This is a genomic window from Bradyrhizobium betae (assembly GCF_008932115.1).
Classification (GTDB): Bacteria; Pseudomonadota; Alphaproteobacteria; order Rhizobiales; family Xanthobacteraceae; genus Bradyrhizobium; species Bradyrhizobium betae.
On the sequence record NZ_CP044543.1, the window covers coordinates 4,960,196 to 4,975,564 of the forward strand.

Genomic DNA, 15,369 nt, shown 5'->3' on the forward strand with positions numbered 1-15,369 from the left:
AGGCAAACATGACCATCAGCATCAATGTTCCTGATATTCACGAACTGAAGCCCCGGATCACCGTGTTCGGCGTCGGCGGCGCTGGCGGCAACGCCGTCAACAACATGATCACGGCGGGCCTCCAGGGCGTCGACTTCGTGGTCGCCAACACCGACGCGCAGGCGCTGACGATGTCGAAGGCGCAGCGCATCGTGCAGATGGGCACGGCGGCAACGCAGGGCCTGGGCGCAGGCTCGCAGCCGGTCGTCGGCGCGGCCGCGGCCGAAGAGGTGATGGACGAGCTCCGCGACCATCTCTCCGGCGCCAACATGGTGTTCGTCACCGCGGGCATGGGCGGCGGCACCGGCACGGGTGCTGCTCCCGTCATCGCCAAGATCGCGCGCGAGATGGGCATCCTCACCGTCGGTGTCGTGACCAAGCCGTTCCACTTCGAGGGCGGTCGCCGCATGCGCACCGCGGAAGCCGGCATCAACGAACTGCACAAGGTCGTCGATACGCTCCTGATCATCCCGAACCAGAACCTGTTCCGGGTCGCCAACGAGAAGACCACCTTCGCCGACGCCTTCGCGATGGCCGACCAGGTGCTCTACTCCGGCGTTGCCTGCATCACCGACCTGATGGTCAAGGAAGGCCTGATCAATCTCGACTTCGCCGACGTGAGAGCGGTGATGAAGGAGATGGGCAAGGCGATGATGGGGACGGGCGAAGCGTCCGGCGACAAGCGCGCGCTGACCGCCGCTGAAGCCGCGATCGCCAACCCGCTGATCGACGACAGCTCGATGAAGGGCGCCAAGGGCCTCCTCATCTCCATTACCGGCGGCAAGGACCTCACGCTGTTCGAGGTCGACGAAGCCGCGACCCGCATCCGCGAGGAAGTCGACCAGGACGCCAACATCATCGTCGGCGCAACCTTCGACGAAGCGCTCGACGGCCTGATCCGCGTCTCGGTCGTTGCCACCGGCATCGAGCAGGCCGCGATCGCCCGCAACAGCCAGGCCACCAGCGCTCCGGTCGCGAACGCGGCGGCGCCGCAGGTGCAGCAGGCTCCCGCAGCTCCGGCGGTTGCCGCCGAGAGCCGTCTCGCCGACCTGACCGCGCGGCTCCGCGCCGACAACCAGCGGCTGGCCGAGCGTGCCCAGAAGCTGGAATCGCAGATCCCCGCTGCGGCCCCGGTCGCTGCCGCGCCGATGGCGCCGCGCCCGAACGTCGAGCGCGCTGCGCTCGCCGCCATCGCGGCTGCCGTTGCGGACGTCCCGCACGCGCCTGCGCCGATGCAGACTTATGGCGACGTCACCGTGCGCCCGATTGCGCAGAAGCCGACGCTGTTCCCGGAGCCCGAGCAGGCGCCGATGGCCATGCATGAGCCGATGACGCCGGAAACCTTCATCCCGCCGCAGGCCGAGCGTGCGCCGATGCGTACGCCGCGGATGCCGCGGATCGAGGAACTGCCGATGCCGGCCCAGGCCGAGCTTCGTCAGGCCCGCGGCGAGGTTGAAGAAGAGACCCCGCAGAAGAGCCGCCTGTCGCTGCTCCAGCGCCTTGCCAATGTCGGCCTCGGCCGCCGCGACGAGGAGAGCGAGGCGCCGATCGCCGCCCGCACCGCCGGTCCCGCGATGCCGCCGCTGCCCGATCGCCGGCCGCAGAAGAGTGTGGCGCAGCAGATCGCGGCCACCGAGCCGGTATCAGAGTATGCCCGTCGTCCAGCGCCGCAGGGCCTGGACATGCATGGCCGCCCGGCGCCTGTTGCGCCGGCGCCACAGGGCGATGACCATCTTGATATCCCGGCCTTCCTGCGGCGTCAGGCGACCTGAGGATTGTTACAATAAGGCAGACGAAAAAAGGTCCCGGCGGGAAGCTTGCCGGGACCTTTCCTTTTGTCCCGCGCATATCCGGATTGCATGCTCAAGCAACTGATTTTAAATCATTAATTACTTGTTCGGTGGTTCAGTAAAGCTGCTGATATCGGCCCCGAAACTCGGCGCAATTTGGTTAAGCCTTGGCGCGAATACGGCAGGTTTGGGGTAACAATCGGTAAAAAAGCGTGAGTTGGCGCTGTTTGAGGCAGTGATTATGGTTTGCCGTGACTTGGGGATACGGAGATTCGGACGGTCGATCTCGATCGATCAGTCGGGTTCAGTATAAGTCGCAGTGGGTCGTAGTGGGGCGGGTTCCTGATGAAATTTAGCCGGCAAACAACGCTTCGTGCGCAAGCCACCGTGGCCGGCGTCGGCGTTCATTCCGGTCTTCCCGTCACCCTCACGTTGGGACCTGCGCCTGTCGACGCAGGTTTTATTTTTGTCCGCACGGGCCTTGAGGGAAGTGACCGCGAAGTCCAGGCGACCGCCGATCAGGTGATCGCGACCGATTTTGCCACCGTCCTCGGTGATCGCAGCGGTCCGCTGGTGTCCACCGCCGAGCATGTGCTCGCTGCGCTGCGTGGCATGGGCGTCGACAACGCCACCATCGAGATCGACGGTCCGGAAGTGCCGATCATGGACGGCAGCGCTGCGGCCTTTGTTGCGGCGATCGATCAGGCCGGCATCGTCAACCAGCCGGCGCAGCGCCGTTTCATTCAGGTTTTGAAGCCGGTCTCGGTCAAGATCGGCGACTCCTTCGGCGAGATCCGGCCTTATGCCAACGGGTTCCGCGCCGAGGTCGAGATCGACTTCACCAATCCCGTCATCGGCCAGCAGAGCTACGATATCGACCTGAGCCCGGAACGCTTCCGCCGCGAAGTCGGCCGCGCCCGGACTTTTGGCCTGATGTGCGACGTCGCGCGGCTGTGGAGCGCGGGTTACGCCCTTGGAGCGTCCTTCGACAACACCGTCGTGTTCGACGACGAGCGGCTGCTCAACGCCGAAGGCCTGCGCTACGCCGACGAATGCGTTCGCCACAAGGTGCTGGACGTGATCGGCGACCTCGCGCTGGCCGGCCTGCCGCTGCTTGGCGCCTACCGCTCGCGCCGTGGCGGCCACAAGCTCAACCATGCTGTGCTGACCGCGCTGCTCGCCGACCGTACCGCCTGGCGGGTGGTCGAGGGCGAGGCAGCCCGCCGCACCACGCGTCCCGTGGCCGAAACCGGTCGCAGCATCGTCGGCGGCCGGATCGCCGCGGCCTACGGCCCGGACGTGTCCTGACAGCTCTGCTGTCCCGGCATCCGCCGTCCCGGCATCCGCCGTCCTGGCATCCGCTGTCCCGGCATCGGCTGCGGAATTACCCCGGGAAACTCCTGGTAACAATGATCGGCTAGGATTGCGGCGCGTTCGCCTTAATCCGGGCGAAATGCCTGCCTATCCGGTTGGTTAGAGATCGTTTTTCGGTTACAGCAGCGTGGTCGCATGGCGGGCACCACGGTCACATTTCGCGCCCATGACGGGGTCATGGGCAGGCGGGCACCGCACCACAGGGCGTCAGGGCTTAAACTCATGTCGGCACAGCGTATGACGCGCGGATATCTCTCGGTCTCCTCGCGAGCCCGTGGGCTGCTTCAGGCCGCCATCTTTGTCGTGCTCGCGCTGCCGCTGGCCGGCTGCGGCACCGGCTCGCTCTGGGACAAGTTCACCGCTAAGGACGACACCTTCGTCGAGGAGCCCGCCGACAAGATCTACAATGAGGGCCTGTACCTCATGAACGAGAAGAAGGACATGAAGGCGGCGAACAAGAAGTTCGAAGAGGTCGACCGCCAGCATCCTTATTCCGACTGGGCCCGCAAATCGCTGCTGATGTCGGCCTACGCGTCCTATCAGGGCGGCGACTACGACGGATGCATCGGCGCTGCCACCCGCTACGTCACGCTGCATCCCGGCAGCCCGGACGCGGCCTATGCGCAATATTTGATCGCGGCCTCGCATTACGACCAGATCCCGGACATCAGCCGCGACCAGGCCCGCACCGAGAAGGCGATCGCCGCGCTGGAAGAGGTGGTGCGCAAATATCCGACGTCCGAATATGCGACCTCGGCCAAGGCCAAGATCGAGGGCGCGCGCGACCAGCTCGCCGGTAAGGAAATGAACGTCGGCCGCTATTACATGCAGAAGCGCGACTACACGGCGGCGATCAACCGCTACAAGGCGGTTGTGACGCAGTACCAGACCACCCGGCACGTCGAGGAGGCGCTGTACCGTCTCACCGAGGCCTATATGGCGATCGGCATCGTCGGCGAGGCGCAGACCGCGGCCGCCGTGCTCGGGCACAATTTTCCTGACAGCCGCTGGTACAAGGACGCCTATAATCTTGTTAAAAACGGCGGTCTCGAACCGAGCGAGAATCAGGGGTCCTGGATGAGCAGGGCCTTCAAGAAGGTTGGTCTCGGCTAGGAAATTTGGTTCCATGCTGGCGCGTCTGTCGATCCGTGACATCGTCCTGATCGAACGGCTCGATATCGAATTCGCCACCGGACTTGCGGTTTTGACCGGCGAGACCGGTGCGGGCAAATCCATCCTGCTCGATGCCTTTGCGCTGGCGCTCGGCGGCCGCGGCGACGCCGGCCTCGTGCGCCACGGCGCGGAGCAGGGGCAGGTCACTGCCGTATTCGATATCCCCAAGAATCACCCCGCGACGAAGATTCTGGCCGAGAACGGCCTGGATGACACCGGTGAGATGATTCTCCGCCGGGTGCAGCTGGCCGACGGCCGCACCCGCGCCTTCATCAACGACCAGTCGATCAGCGTGCAGACGCTGAAGGCGGTCGGTGCCGCCCTGGTCGAGATCCACGGCCAGCATGACGAGCGCGCACTGGTGGATGCCGCCACCCACCGCCAGCTGCTCGATGCCTTCGCCGGGCTCGAAAAGGATGTCGCGGCCGTCGAATCGCTTTGGGATGCGCGCCGCACCGCCAACACCGCGCTGGAAGAGCATCGCGCCGGCATGGAGCGCGCCGCGCGCGAGGCCGACTATCTGCGCCACGCGTCCGACGAACTCAAGCAGCTCGCGCCCAAGGACGGTGAGGAGACCTCGCTGGCGTCCCGCCGCACCACCATGATGCAGGGCGAGAAGATCGCCTCCGACCTCCGCGAGGCACAGGAAGTCGTCGGTGGTCACAACTCGCCGGTTGCGGCCCTCGCGGCCGCCGTGCGCCGGCTGGAGCGCCGCGGCGTCAACTCGCCGGCGCTGGTCGAGCCCGCAGTGAAGGCGATCGACATCGCGATCAACGCATTGGAGGAGGCCGACCAGCATCTCCAGGCCGCGCTCGCCGCGACCGATTTCGATCCGTCCGAGCTCGAGCGCATCGAGGAGCGCCTGTTCGCGCTGCGCGCGGCCTCCCGCAAATATTCGACGCCGGTCGACGGGCTCGCCGCGCTTGCCGCCAAATACGCCGCCGATGTCGTGCTGATCGATGCCGGCGCCTCGCGGTTGAAGAAGCTGGAGCAGGCCGCGATCGAGGCAGATAGCCGCTACGCGGCGGCTGCCAAGAAGCTGTCGCTGGTGCGCCAGAAGTCGGCCGAGAAGCTCAACAAGGCCGTCAACGCCGAGCTCGCCCCGCTCAAGCTCGACCGCGCCAAGTTCATGACACAGGTCGCGACCGACGAGGCGGCACCGGGCCCGCAAGGCTTCGACCGCGTCGAGTTCTGGGTGCAGACCAATCCGGGCACCAAGCCGGGTCCGATGATGAAGGTCGCCTCCGGCGGCGAGCTCTCGCGCTTCCTGCTGGCGCTCAAGGTCGTGTTGTCCGACCGCGGCTCGGCGCCGACGCTCGTCTTCGACGAAATCGACACCGGCGTCGGCGGCGCGGTCGCGGATGCCATCGGCGCACGGCTGGCGCGGCTTGCCGGCAAGGTGCAGGTGATGGCCGTCACCCATGCCCCGCAGGTTGCCGCCCGCGCCGACCAGCACCTGCTGATCTCGAAGGACGCGCTGGACAAGGGCAAGCGCGTCGCCACCCGCGTCAACACACTGGCCGCCGACCACCGCCGCGAAGAGATCGCCCGCATGCTCGCCGGCGCCGAGATCACGGCCGAGGCGAGGGCAGCCGCGGACCGGCTGCTCAAGGCGGCGAGTTAGATTTCGTGTCCCGGACGCGCAAGCGCGCCGGGACCCAGACTTTTCGCCCAATGGGCCCCGGCTCTGCAGCGCACCGCTCCGCGCTGCGCTGCGTCCGGGGCACGAAACTGTAGCCGTCTTTACCCTCCCGCCCGCTCCATCGTATCCAAGCACAATGGCAAGAGCAGCAAAATCCAAACCGCTTCGCGACGTCGCCGACCTCACCAAGGCGCAAGCCAAGGTCGAGCACATGCGGCTGGCGATCGAGATCGAGGGCCACAACGAACGCTATTATCAGGACGACGCGCCCACCGTCACCGACGCCGAATACGATGCGTTGCGCCAGCGCTTCAACGCGATCGAAAAGCGCTTTCCGGAATTCATCAGCGCGGAATCACCCTCGCAGAAGGTCGGCGCGGCACCGTCGGGGCGTTTCAGGAAGGTGCGGCATTCCGTTCCCATGCTGTCGCTCGACAATGCCTTTGCCGAGGAGGACGTGCGCGACTTCGTCGGGCGCATCGTGCGCTTCCTGAAGCTCGACGACGACAAGGTCGACTTCTCCGCGGAGCCGAAGATCGACGGCCTCTCGATGTCGCTGCGCTACGAAGGCGGCGAACTCGTCACCGCAGCGACGCGCGGCGACGGTTCGGAGGGCGAGGACGTCACCGCCAACATTCGGACGCTCGAAGACGTGCCGCAGAAGCTGAAGGGGCGCAACGTCCCCAATGTCTGCGAGGTCCGAGGCGAGGTCTACATGACCAAAAAGGCGTTCCTGGCGCTCAACGAGCGACAGAAGGCCGAAGGCAGCACCATCTTTGCCAATCCGCGCAACTCGGCGGCGGGCTCGCTGCGGCAGAAGGAGCCGACCATCACCGCCTCGCGTCCGCTCGGCTTCTTCGCCTACGCCTGGGGCGAGATGAGCGCGATGCCGGAGGAGACGCAGAGCGGCATGATCGGCTGGTTCGAGCGCTGCGGCTTCAAGACCAATCCGCTGACGAAGCTGTGCCATTCGGTCGAGGAGCTGATTGCGTTCCATCAGGGCATCGAGGAAGAGCGTGCAAAGCTCGACTACGACATCGACGGCGTCGTCTACAAGGTCGACCGCATCGACTGGCAGGAGCGGCTTGGTTTCGTCTCGCGCACGCCGCGCTGGGGCATCGCGCATAAATTCGCGGCCGAGCGCGCCATGACCGTGCTGCGCGACATCGAGATCCAGGTCGGCCGCACCGGCTCGTTCACACCGGTCGGCAAGCTCGAGCCGGTCGGCGTCGGCGGCGTGATCGTGCAGAACGTCACGCTGCACAACGAGGACTACATCAAGGGCGTCGGCAGCAAGGGCGAAATGTTGCGCGAGGGGCGCGACATCCGGATCGGCGACACCGTCGTGATCCAGCGCGCCGGCGACGTGATCCCGCAAATCGTCGATGTCGTCCTCGACAAGCGGCCGAAAAGCGCCAAAGAATATCACTTTCCGAAGAAGTGCCCGTGCCCGCTGCACACCGACGTCGTGCGCGGCGAGACGGCCGCCGGCGAGGAAGAATCCCGCGCCCGCTGCACCGGCGAGTTCGCCTGCCCGTATCAGAAGATCGAGCATCTCAAGCTGTTCGTGTCGCGGCGCGCCTTCGACATCGATGGTCTCGGCGAGAAGCAGCTGCAGTATTTCTTCGACGAAGGATGGGTCAAGGAGCCCGCCGACATCTTCACGCTGGAGAAGCGCAATTTCAAGCTCAAGCTCGAGGAGATCGAGGGCTATGGCGAGACCTCGGTGCGCAACCTGTTCGGCGCCATCGCGAGCCGCCGCAGGATCGCGCTGGAGCGCTTCGTCTACGCCCTCGGCATGCGCCATGTCGGAGAAACCACGGCGCTGGCGCTGGCGCGCGGCTACGGCTCCTGGAATGCCTTCCACGACGCCTGCCTCAAGGTCGCCAAGGGCGACGAGGAGGCGAAGGCGGAGATGGACGCGCTCGACCAGATCGGCGAGACCGTGATCAAGAGCATCGCGGACTATTTCGGCGAGAGCCACAACCGCGGCATCGTCGAGCGGCTGACCAAAGAGGTCGAGATCGTCGACGCCGAGAAGCCGAAGAGCAACTCGGCCGTCGCCGGCAAGACCGTGGTGTTCACCGGCTCGCTGGAAAAGATGACGCGCGACGAGGCCAAGGCGACCGCGGAGCGGCTCGGCGCGAAAGTCTCTGGCTCGGTGTCGAAGAAGACCGATCTCGTCGTCGCAGGACCTGGTGCAGGTTCGAAGCTCGCGGAGGCCAATAAGCACGGCGTCAAGGTGCTGACCGAGGACGAGTGGCTGACGCTGATCGGGGAGTGAGGTCTACGAACTGATACGTCTGGCTCCGCTGTCATTCCCCGCGAAGGCGGGGAATCCAGTATTCCAGAGACAGTGCGAAGATACGGAGAAGCCGCGGCGTACTGGATCCCCCGCCTTCGCGGGGGATGACACCGAGGGTGTGGCGACGGCCGCCGCCCCCTCACATCATCCCGCCCTCTTCCTCTTCCGCCCGTTCGATCAATTCCTCGCTTACCACCATCTCCCGCCGCGGCACGACGAAGATCATCATGCAGGCGCAGAGCAGCGAGATCGCCAGCACCGCGGACGTCAGCGGCAGCGTCGTGACGGAGTGGCCGCCGAGATAGGCGCCGAATTGCGACATCAGCGCGCCGATGCCCTGCTGGAGAAAGCCCATCGCACCTGACGCGGTGCCGGCGGCTTCGGGGCGGATGCTGATGGCGCCGGCGGCGGAGTTCGCCATCACGAAGGCATTGCCGGCCATCACGATCATCTGCGTACCGAACAGCCAGGCCGGCGCCTCGTTCCACCCAGTAAAGCTCCAGAGCAGGTTCAACAGGCTGCCGCAGAGTTGCAGGCCGAGCCCGAGCCATATCAGCTTTTCAAGCGAGTGCCGGGGCGCGAAGCGCACGCAGAGCAGATTGCCGATGAGATAGGCGAAACCGGTCGTCGCGAACCAGGCGCCGTATTCGGCGCTGGTGCGGCCCATCTGCGTCACCACGATGTAGGGACCGCCGCCGGCAAAGGTGAAGATGATCTGCGAGGCCAGCACCTGGCACATCACATAGCCGACGAAGGCGCGGTTGCGGATCAGCATGCCGACGTCGCCGCGAAAGCCGCTGCCGGCCGCGCGGGTGCGGCGCGTCTCCGGCAGCGCGACCGCGATGCCGATGGCGACAATGATCGCGGCGATGGTGATGGCGTAGAAGATCGCGCGCCAGCCGAATGCGGTCTCGATCAGGCCGCCGGTGAGCGGGGAGACCATCTGCCCGATCATCAGCGCCGCAACCACGAGGCTGATCATCGAGGCGACGCGGTCGCGCTCGTAGATGTCGCGGATGATCGCGCGGCTCACCACCATGCCGGCGGCGCCGCCCAGTGCCTGGAAGAAGCGCGCGGCGATCAGTTGCGGCAGGGTTTGGGCGAAGATGCAGCCGATGCTGGCCGCCACCATCAGTGCGAGTCCAGCCAGCAGCACCGGGCGCCGTCCGAACCTGTCCGACAGAGGGCCCATGATCAGCTGCGACAGCGCGATGCCCACCATGTAGAGCGACACGGTCATCTGCGCGATCGAGATGTCGCTGCCGAAATTGGTCGCCAGCACCGGCAGCGCCGGAACCAGCATGTAGAGCGAAATCGGCGCGATGCCGGTCATGACGACCAGCAGCAGCAACACCACGCGCGAGGTCGCGATGTTTTTCGTTGCCGCGTCCGGCGGCCTGCTGATCATGCCGTGCATGCGTGTCCGTCTCGTCGAAATCCGAATCGGACTGTAGCGTGCTCGCGCAAGACGGATATCGGCGTTTCGGAATGCGGCTATACGGATTCCGGGACGGTTATGATGAGGGCAGGATGGCGACCGATTGGGCGCGGTGTTCGTGCGATAACGACGGTGTCATTCCCCGCGAAGGCGGGGAATCCAGTATTCCAGAGACGATAGTGATTGAATCGAGAGGCTGCGGCGTACTGGATGCCCCGCCTTCGCGGGCATGACAGTTGTGTCGGAGGAAACAGCCTTGCGCAGATCGCGTAGCGCCATGCGCGCTACGGCTTCAGCTCCGCCGTCGCCTGATCGAGCCAGGCCCTGGTCGCCTCGTCCAGCGCAGGACGCACCTCGGCCCGCACGCGGGCGTGGTAGGCGTTCAGCCAGTCGAGCTCGTCCTTGCCAAGCATCGCGACATCGATCAGCCGGCGGTCGATCGGCGCCAGGGTCAGCGTCTCGAACGCGTTCATCGGCTTCTCGGCGCCCTTGATGCTCGCTTCGACCACCAGCTCGAGGTTCTCGATGCGGATGCCGAAACCGTCGGTCTTGTAATAGCCGGGCTCGTTGGAGAGGATCATGCCGCGCTTCAGCGGCGTGGTGCCGAGCTTCGAGATCCGCGCCGGCCCCTCGTGCACTGAGAGATAGCTGCCGACGCCGTGGCCGGTGCCGTGCTCGAAATCGATGCCGGCAGCCCACAGATATTGCCGCGCCAGCGTATCGAGCTGCGCGCCGGTGGTGCCGTCGGGGAAGATTGCGCGCGCGATCGCGATGTGGCCGCGCAGCACGCGGGTGAAACGGTCGCGCATCTCGGCCGTCGGCTCGCCCACCGCCATGGTGCGGGTGACGTCGGTGGTGCCGTCTTCATACTGCGCGCCGGAATCGATCAACAGCAAATCGCCGGGCACGATCCGCCGGTTGCTCTTGCGGGTGACGCGGTAGTGCACGATGGCGCCGTTCGGGCCGGTGCCTGAGATGGTCGGGAACGACACGTCCTTCAGTGCGCCGGTGTCGCGGCGGAACGTCTCCAGCGCCTCCACCGCGTCGATCTCGGTCAGCTTGCCGCTTGCCGCCTCGCGGTCGATGAAGGCGAGGAAGCGCGCCAGCGCCACGGCATCGCGCACATGCGCCGTCTTTGTGCCCTTGATCTCGGTCGCGTTCTTGACGGCCTTGAGCAGCGCGATCGGATCGCTGCCCCGCACCGGCTTGCCGCCGGCGCCCGCGATCAGCCGGCTGAGGGCGTCGGCCGCGGTGGCATTGTCGAGCGCGATCGCCGCGCCGCTCTTGGCCAGCGCCATCAGCGTCGGCGCCATCGCATCGGGCTCGCGCACGTCGGCGGACTGTTCGAGATGGTCGCGGGTCAGGTTCGAGAGCTTGCGGTGGTCGATGAAGATGGTCGGACGGCCGTCCTTGGGCACCAGCGCGTAAGACAGTGGCAGCGGCGTGTGCGCGACGTCGGCGCCGCGGATGTTGAAGGTCCAGGCCACCGCGTGGCTGTCCGAGAGCACCAGCGCATCGACGCCGAGCTTGACGATCTCGCTTCGGATCTGGGTGAGCTTCTCAGCCTCGGCGAGGCCGGCATTTTGCAGGCTATGCACGGCGACGGGGGCGAGCGGCGGCTGCGGCCGATCCTGCCAGATCGCGTCGACCGGATTGCTGTCGACGGCGACCAGCTCGGCGCCGGCCTTGGCGCAGGCGGCGGACAGGCGCTCGGCTGCCGCAAAAGTGTGCAGCCATGGATCAAATCCGAGGCGGTTACCGGCCTTCAGGTGCGCCGTAACCCAGCTTTCCGGCGGCGGTTCGATCAGCGATTCCACCGTCCAGGCCTTTGCATCGACCTGCTTGGCCGCCTGAATCGTATAGCGGCCGTCGACGAAGACCGCGGCTTCATGGGTCAGCACCACCGCCAATCCCGCCGAGCCGGTAAAACCGGTCAGCCAGGCCAGCCGCTCTTCCGAGGGCGGCACATATTCGTTCTGCTGCTGGTCGGCGCGCGGAATGACGAAGCCGGTCAGCTTGCGGCGGGCGAGTTCTTCGCGAAGTGCGGACAGGCGCGCCGTCAGTGCGACGCCGGCCTCGGGCTCCTCGAAAGTCTGGAAGTGCGCTTCGAACATGATGGGCTCAGTCTAGGATCATGGGGATCAGTCCGCAATGTAGACGCAATTGAGGTCGTATCTGGCACGGACTGTGCTTGAAAAAGTTCCATTCGAATTGAGTGGAGTACAGGATGCAGCAGTTGCGCTTCGTCCGGATAACAGGGAAATTCGAGCAAGTGGTTCATCTCAACGGCGAGGGGACACACGATGCCAGCGTTCACGTTTGAGAAGATTTCGCCGCCGGTCCGCCGCGCACCGGCCGCCACGACACCGAAGAAGCCGCGCGGCCTCATCAGCCAGGTGATCGACCGTTTCGCCGAGCGCCGCGCCAGGCGCGCGTTGCAAGGCGAGCGCGCGGTGCAACGGGACGACAAGCCGGCGGAGTAGGGTTACCCTACCTTCCTCAGCAACAGACTGCTCCATCCCTCGATCCGCAGGTGCCGTAGCGGCACGAGACCGCGTGCGCGGTAGGCGGCGATCACGGCGGGGGCCTGGTGGGTCAAGAGGCCGGAGAGGATGACGCGGGCGCCGGGGGCGAGGTGCTTGGCCATCGGGCCTGCCAATTGCCGTAACGGATTGGCAAGGATGTTGGCCAGCACCAGGTCGAACGGGCCGCACCTGGCAAAATCCGGCGCGGCGAAGCCGGTGGCGCGGATCACCCGGACCAGATGGCCAGCTTCGTTCAGCACCGCGTTCTCGGCCGCCACCCGTACCGAAGGCGGGTCGATGTCGGAGGCGAGCACGGCGCGATGCAGCGCCTTCGCCGCCGCTATTCCCAGCACGCCTGTCCCGGTGCCGAGGTCGAGCACGCGGGCCGGCCGGGCGCTTTTCAGGACATGGTCAAGCAACAGTAAACAGCCGCGGGTGGTGCCGTGGTGGCCGGTGCCGAAGGCGAGCGCCGCTTCGATCTCGATGGCGAGCTTGTTCGGCGCCACGCGGTCGCGATCGTGGCTGCCGTGCACGACGAAGCGCCCCGCCGGCACCGGGACAAGGTCTTCGAGGCTCGCCTTGACCCAGTCCTTGGCCTCGACGGTGTCGAACAAAAGCGTCTCGGCGATGTCGTTTCCTGCCGAAGTTGCAATGAGTTCGCGCAGCAACACCTGATCCGGCGCTTCGGCGAAATGCAGCGTGACGTCCCATCGTCCGTCCGGCTGCTCGAACGCGGCAACCGCCGCGTCGCCCTCGAAAAAGACCTCGGTGAGCACGTCGACGACGCGCTTGGCCGCGGCCTCGGTGCCGATTGAAAAGCTGGCGCGATGGGTTGGCGAAGGCTGCATTCAGAATTCCGTTGATCTCAATTTTTGGAACTTTTGTATCCAAGTTTCCGTATAACTTGTGGTTCCCGGGTTAACCTGACCGTAGGTTGTGCTCCGTAAATTTTCGGCTGTTGGATCCAGCCAACACGGCTTGAAAATTGAAATGGAGGCGAGTCTTGAAGCGCATGGTTCAGAAGTTCTGGTCGGACGAGTCCGGTGCAACCGCGATCGAATACGGCCTGATCGCAGCCGGTATCGCGCTGGCGATCATCACCGTGGTGAACAGCCTGGGCACCACCATGAACGAGAAGTTCGGTTCGATTAGCAGCTCCTTGAAGTAATTGCCGCTCCCATTTCCCGGCGCGGGCTTTTTTCTTCAGAGGCTGTTTCCTGATCAGCGCCCGCGAGGGGAAATGCCCCCTGGCGGGCGAGGTCGTCTTTGGGGGGCAATCGCCCACAGGTTGTCCGCCCGTTTTCCGCGCGCTGTCCACAGTCTTATCCCGCCGCTCATCCCCAGCTTTTCCACTACCTTGTGCCTGGCTTGGCCACGCCCGCCACGCGCAGGCTCCACCGCTTTCCCACAACCCTGCCAATAGCCTGTCCACAGTCAATCCACAGACCTATCCACGGCTTCCGAACAGCGAGCGGTGATCCCTCAAGATCGCCTGTGCCGCGTTGTGGCCGGGGGCGCCGGTGACGCCGCCGCCGGGGTGGGCGCCGGAGCCGCAATGGTAAAGGCCCTTCAGGGGCCCGCGATAATCGGCATGGCCCAGCATCGGCCGCGCCGAGAACAGCTGGTTCAGCGACAGCGCGCCGTGGAAGATGTCGCCGCCCAGCAGCCCGAACTGCCGTTCGAGATCGAGCGGCGATAGGATCTGGCGGCCGAGCACGCTGCCCGCGAAACCCGGCGCGTATTTGTCCACCGTCGCGATCATGAGATCGGCGACCTCGTCGCGATGATCGTCCCAGGACTTGCCGTCCGGCAGTTCGGGCGCGACATGCTGGCAGAACAGGCTCGCGACATGTCTGCCTTCGGGCGCCAGCGTATTGTCGAGCGTCGAGGGGATCAGCATCTCCACGACCGGCTCACGGCTCCAGCCCCGCGCCCGCGCGTCGAGCCAGGCGCGGTCCATGTAGCCGAGATCAGGGGCCAGGATGATGCCGGAGGAGAGATGATCGCCGTCGCCTGGTAGCGCCGTGAAGGAGGGCAGGCGGTCCAGCGCCACGTTCATGCGGAACGTGCCGGAGCCGTTCTTCCAATTGCGGATGCGGGCGAAGAAGTCGGCGGGTAGCGCGTCGGCCGCGATCAGCCGCGTATAAAGCAGCTTTGGATTGACGTTGGCCGCAACATATCTGGCGCGGACCGTCTCGCCGTTCTCCAGGACGACGCCCACGGCGCGGTCGCGCTCGACGATCACCTCGCGCACGCCGGCACCGGTGTCGATCACGACGCCACGCTCGCCTGCGGCGCGTGCCATCGCCTGCGTGATAGCACCCATGCCGCCGATGGCGTGGCCCCAGACGCCCTTCTTGCCGTTCACTTCGCCGAAGGCGTGATGCAGCATCACATAGGCCGAGCCGGCGGCGTAGGGGCTGGCGTAATTGCCGACGATGGCATCGAAACCGAACAGCGCCTTGACCAGATCGTGCTCGAAGCGCTCGTCCAGCATCTCGCCGGCCGAGCGGGTGAAGAGGTCGAGCAGGCTGCGACTCTGCTCCAGCGTCAGGGTGCGCAGGATGTTGGCCGTCTTCCACGCGTTGACGCCCTCGCGGATCGCGGCCGTGCCGAAGCCGTCGACGAGGTTTGGCGGCGCCCGCAGCACGAACTGCCGCAGCACATCGGCGATGTCTTCCAGCTCGCGCGAGAAGCCGTCGAGCGCAGCGGCGTCATGCGCGCTCAGCCGCGCGACGGACTCCCTGGTCCGCCCCTCGCCGGTGAGGAGATAGCTGCCGTCGGGGGCGGGCAGGAAATTCTGCGCGCGCCGCTCGACGATTCGCAGGCCCTGCTCGGCCAGCCTGAGGTCGCGGATCACCTGCGGATTGAGCAGGCTCACGGTGTAGGCCGCGACCGAGTTGCGGAAGCCCGGATGAAACTCCTCTGTCACGGCGGCCCCGCCGACCACCTTGCGGCGCTCGACCACGCGCACGCGCAGGCCTGCCATGGCGAGATAGGCCGCGCAGGTGAGGCCGTTGTGGCCGGCCCCGATGATGACGACGTCGGTTTCGCTCATGATATCCCTGGCGTCATTCCGGGGC

At 65.9% G+C, this 15,369-nt stretch carries 11 protein-coding genes; 7 read left to right on the plus strand and 4 right to left on the minus strand.

Annotated elements, in window-relative coordinates:
* Window positions 1-8: 8 nt before the first annotated feature.
* The 5 genes from ftsZ (at window position 9) to ligA (ending at window position 8,302) form a co-directional block, all read left to right on the plus strand.
* Complete coding sequence (gene ftsZ, locus F8237_RS23775) at window positions 9-1,811, plus strand: cell division protein FtsZ (protein ID WP_151648437.1); 1,803 nt, start codon at window positions 9-11, stop codon at window positions 1,809-1,811.
* A 363-nt stretch (window positions 1,812-2,174) separates the two neighbouring features.
* Window positions 2,175-3,137, plus strand: a complete 963-nt coding sequence (gene lpxC / locus F8237_RS23780) for a UDP-3-O-acyl-N-acetylglucosamine deacetylase (protein WP_151648439.1) — start codon at window positions 2,175-2,177, stop codon at window positions 3,135-3,137.
* A 288-nt stretch (window positions 3,138-3,425) separates the two neighbouring features.
* On the plus strand, window positions 3,426-4,316 hold the full coding sequence (locus tag F8237_RS23785; RefSeq protein ID WP_151648441.1) for an outer membrane protein assembly factor BamD: 891 nt from the start codon (window positions 3,426-3,428) through the stop codon (window positions 4,314-4,316).
* A gap of 13 nt (window positions 4,317-4,329) precedes the next feature.
* The gene (gene recN / locus F8237_RS23790; RefSeq protein ID WP_151648443.1) at window positions 4,330-6,000 is read left to right on the plus strand and encodes a DNA repair protein RecN; all 1,671 of its coding nucleotides are present in this window, start codon (window positions 4,330-4,332) and stop codon (window positions 5,998-6,000) included.
* 154 nt (window positions 6,001-6,154) lie between these two features.
* Window positions 6,155-8,302 (plus strand): NAD-dependent DNA ligase LigA, encoded by a 2,148-nt coding sequence (ligA, locus tag F8237_RS23795; protein ID WP_151648445.1) that lies wholly within the window; start codon window positions 6,155-6,157, stop codon window positions 8,300-8,302.
* Window positions 8,303-8,462: 160 nt separating this feature from the next.
* Here the strand turns inward: ligA and F8237_RS23800 are convergent, their stop codons facing one another.
* Together F8237_RS23800 and F8237_RS23805 are read right to left on the minus strand one after the other, a co-directional pair.
* A complete protein-coding gene (locus tag F8237_RS23800; protein WP_151648447.1) occupies window positions 8,463-9,740 on the minus strand; it encodes a multidrug effflux MFS transporter in 1,278 nt (425 codons plus the stop codon).
* Window positions 9,741-10,045: 305 nt separating this feature from the next.
* Window positions 10,046-11,875 (minus strand): aminopeptidase P family protein, encoded by a 1,830-nt coding sequence (locus F8237_RS23805; protein ID WP_151648449.1) that lies wholly within the window; start codon window positions 11,873-11,875, stop codon window positions 10,046-10,048.
* A 189-nt stretch (window positions 11,876-12,064) separates the two neighbouring features.
* On the opposite strand from F8237_RS23805, the gene F8237_RS23810 reads away from it, so the two are divergent.
* A complete protein-coding gene (locus F8237_RS23810) occupies window positions 12,065-12,244 on the plus strand; it encodes a hypothetical protein (protein WP_143841307.1) in 180 nt (59 codons plus the stop codon).
* A 2-nt stretch (window positions 12,245-12,246) separates the two neighbouring features.
* Here F8237_RS23810 and F8237_RS23815 read toward each other — a convergent pair whose 3' ends face one another.
* Window positions 12,247-13,134, minus strand: a complete 888-nt coding sequence (locus tag F8237_RS23815) for a 50S ribosomal protein L11 methyltransferase (protein WP_151648451.1) — start codon at window positions 13,132-13,134, stop codon at window positions 12,247-12,249.
* Between the two features lie 164 nt (window positions 13,135-13,298).
* Here F8237_RS23815 and F8237_RS23820 point away from each other — a divergent pair, with 164 nt between their 5' ends.
* A complete protein-coding gene (locus F8237_RS23820; RefSeq protein WP_143198713.1) occupies window positions 13,299-13,454 on the plus strand; it encodes a Flp family type IVb pilin in 156 nt (51 codons plus the stop codon).
* A gap of 279 nt (window positions 13,455-13,733) precedes the next feature.
* Here the strand turns inward: F8237_RS23820 and F8237_RS23825 are convergent, their stop codons facing one another.
* Window positions 13,734-15,344, minus strand: a complete 1,611-nt coding sequence (locus F8237_RS23825) for a phytoene desaturase family protein (RefSeq protein ID WP_151648453.1) — start codon at window positions 15,342-15,344, stop codon at window positions 13,734-13,736.
* Window positions 15,345-15,369 lie beyond the last annotated feature (25 nt).

Excerpts from the sequence above, each read along its gene's own strand:
- F8237_RS23805 (WP_151648449.1), bottom strand. The coding sequence starts at position 11,875 with ATGTTCGAAGCGCACTTCCAGACTTTCGAGGAGCCCGAGGCCGGCGTC.
- F8237_RS23810 (WP_143841307.1), top strand. The coding sequence starts at position 12,065 with ATGCCAGCGTTCACGTTTGAGAAGATTTCGCCGCCGGTCCGCCGCGCA.
- F8237_RS23785 (WP_151648441.1), top strand. The coding sequence starts at position 3,426 with ATGTCGGCACAGCGTATGACGCGCGGATATCTCTCGGTCTCCTCGCGA.
- F8237_RS23800 (WP_151648447.1), bottom strand. The coding sequence starts at position 9,740 with ATGCACGGCATGATCAGCAGGCCGCCGGACGCGGCAACGAAAAACATC.
- recN (WP_151648443.1), top strand. The coding sequence starts at position 4,330 with ATGCTGGCGCGTCTGTCGATCCGTGACATCGTCCTGATCGAACGGCTC.
- F8237_RS23820 (WP_143198713.1), top strand. The coding sequence starts at position 13,299 with ATGGTTCAGAAGTTCTGGTCGGACGAGTCCGGTGCAACCGCGATCGAA.
- ligA (WP_151648445.1), top strand. The coding sequence starts at position 6,155 with ATGGCAAGAGCAGCAAAATCCAAACCGCTTCGCGACGTCGCCGACCTC.
- lpxC (WP_151648439.1), top strand. The coding sequence starts at position 2,175 with ATGAAATTTAGCCGGCAAACAACGCTTCGTGCGCAAGCCACCGTGGCC.
- ftsZ (WP_151648437.1), top strand. The coding sequence starts at position 9 with ATGACCATCAGCATCAATGTTCCTGATATTCACGAACTGAAGCCCCGG.
- F8237_RS23825 (WP_151648453.1), bottom strand. The coding sequence starts at position 15,344 with ATGAGCGAAACCGACGTCGTCATCATCGGGGCCGGCCACAACGGCCTC.
- F8237_RS23815 (WP_151648451.1), bottom strand. The coding sequence starts at position 13,134 with ATGCAGCCTTCGCCAACCCATCGCGCCAGCTTTTCAATCGGCACCGAG.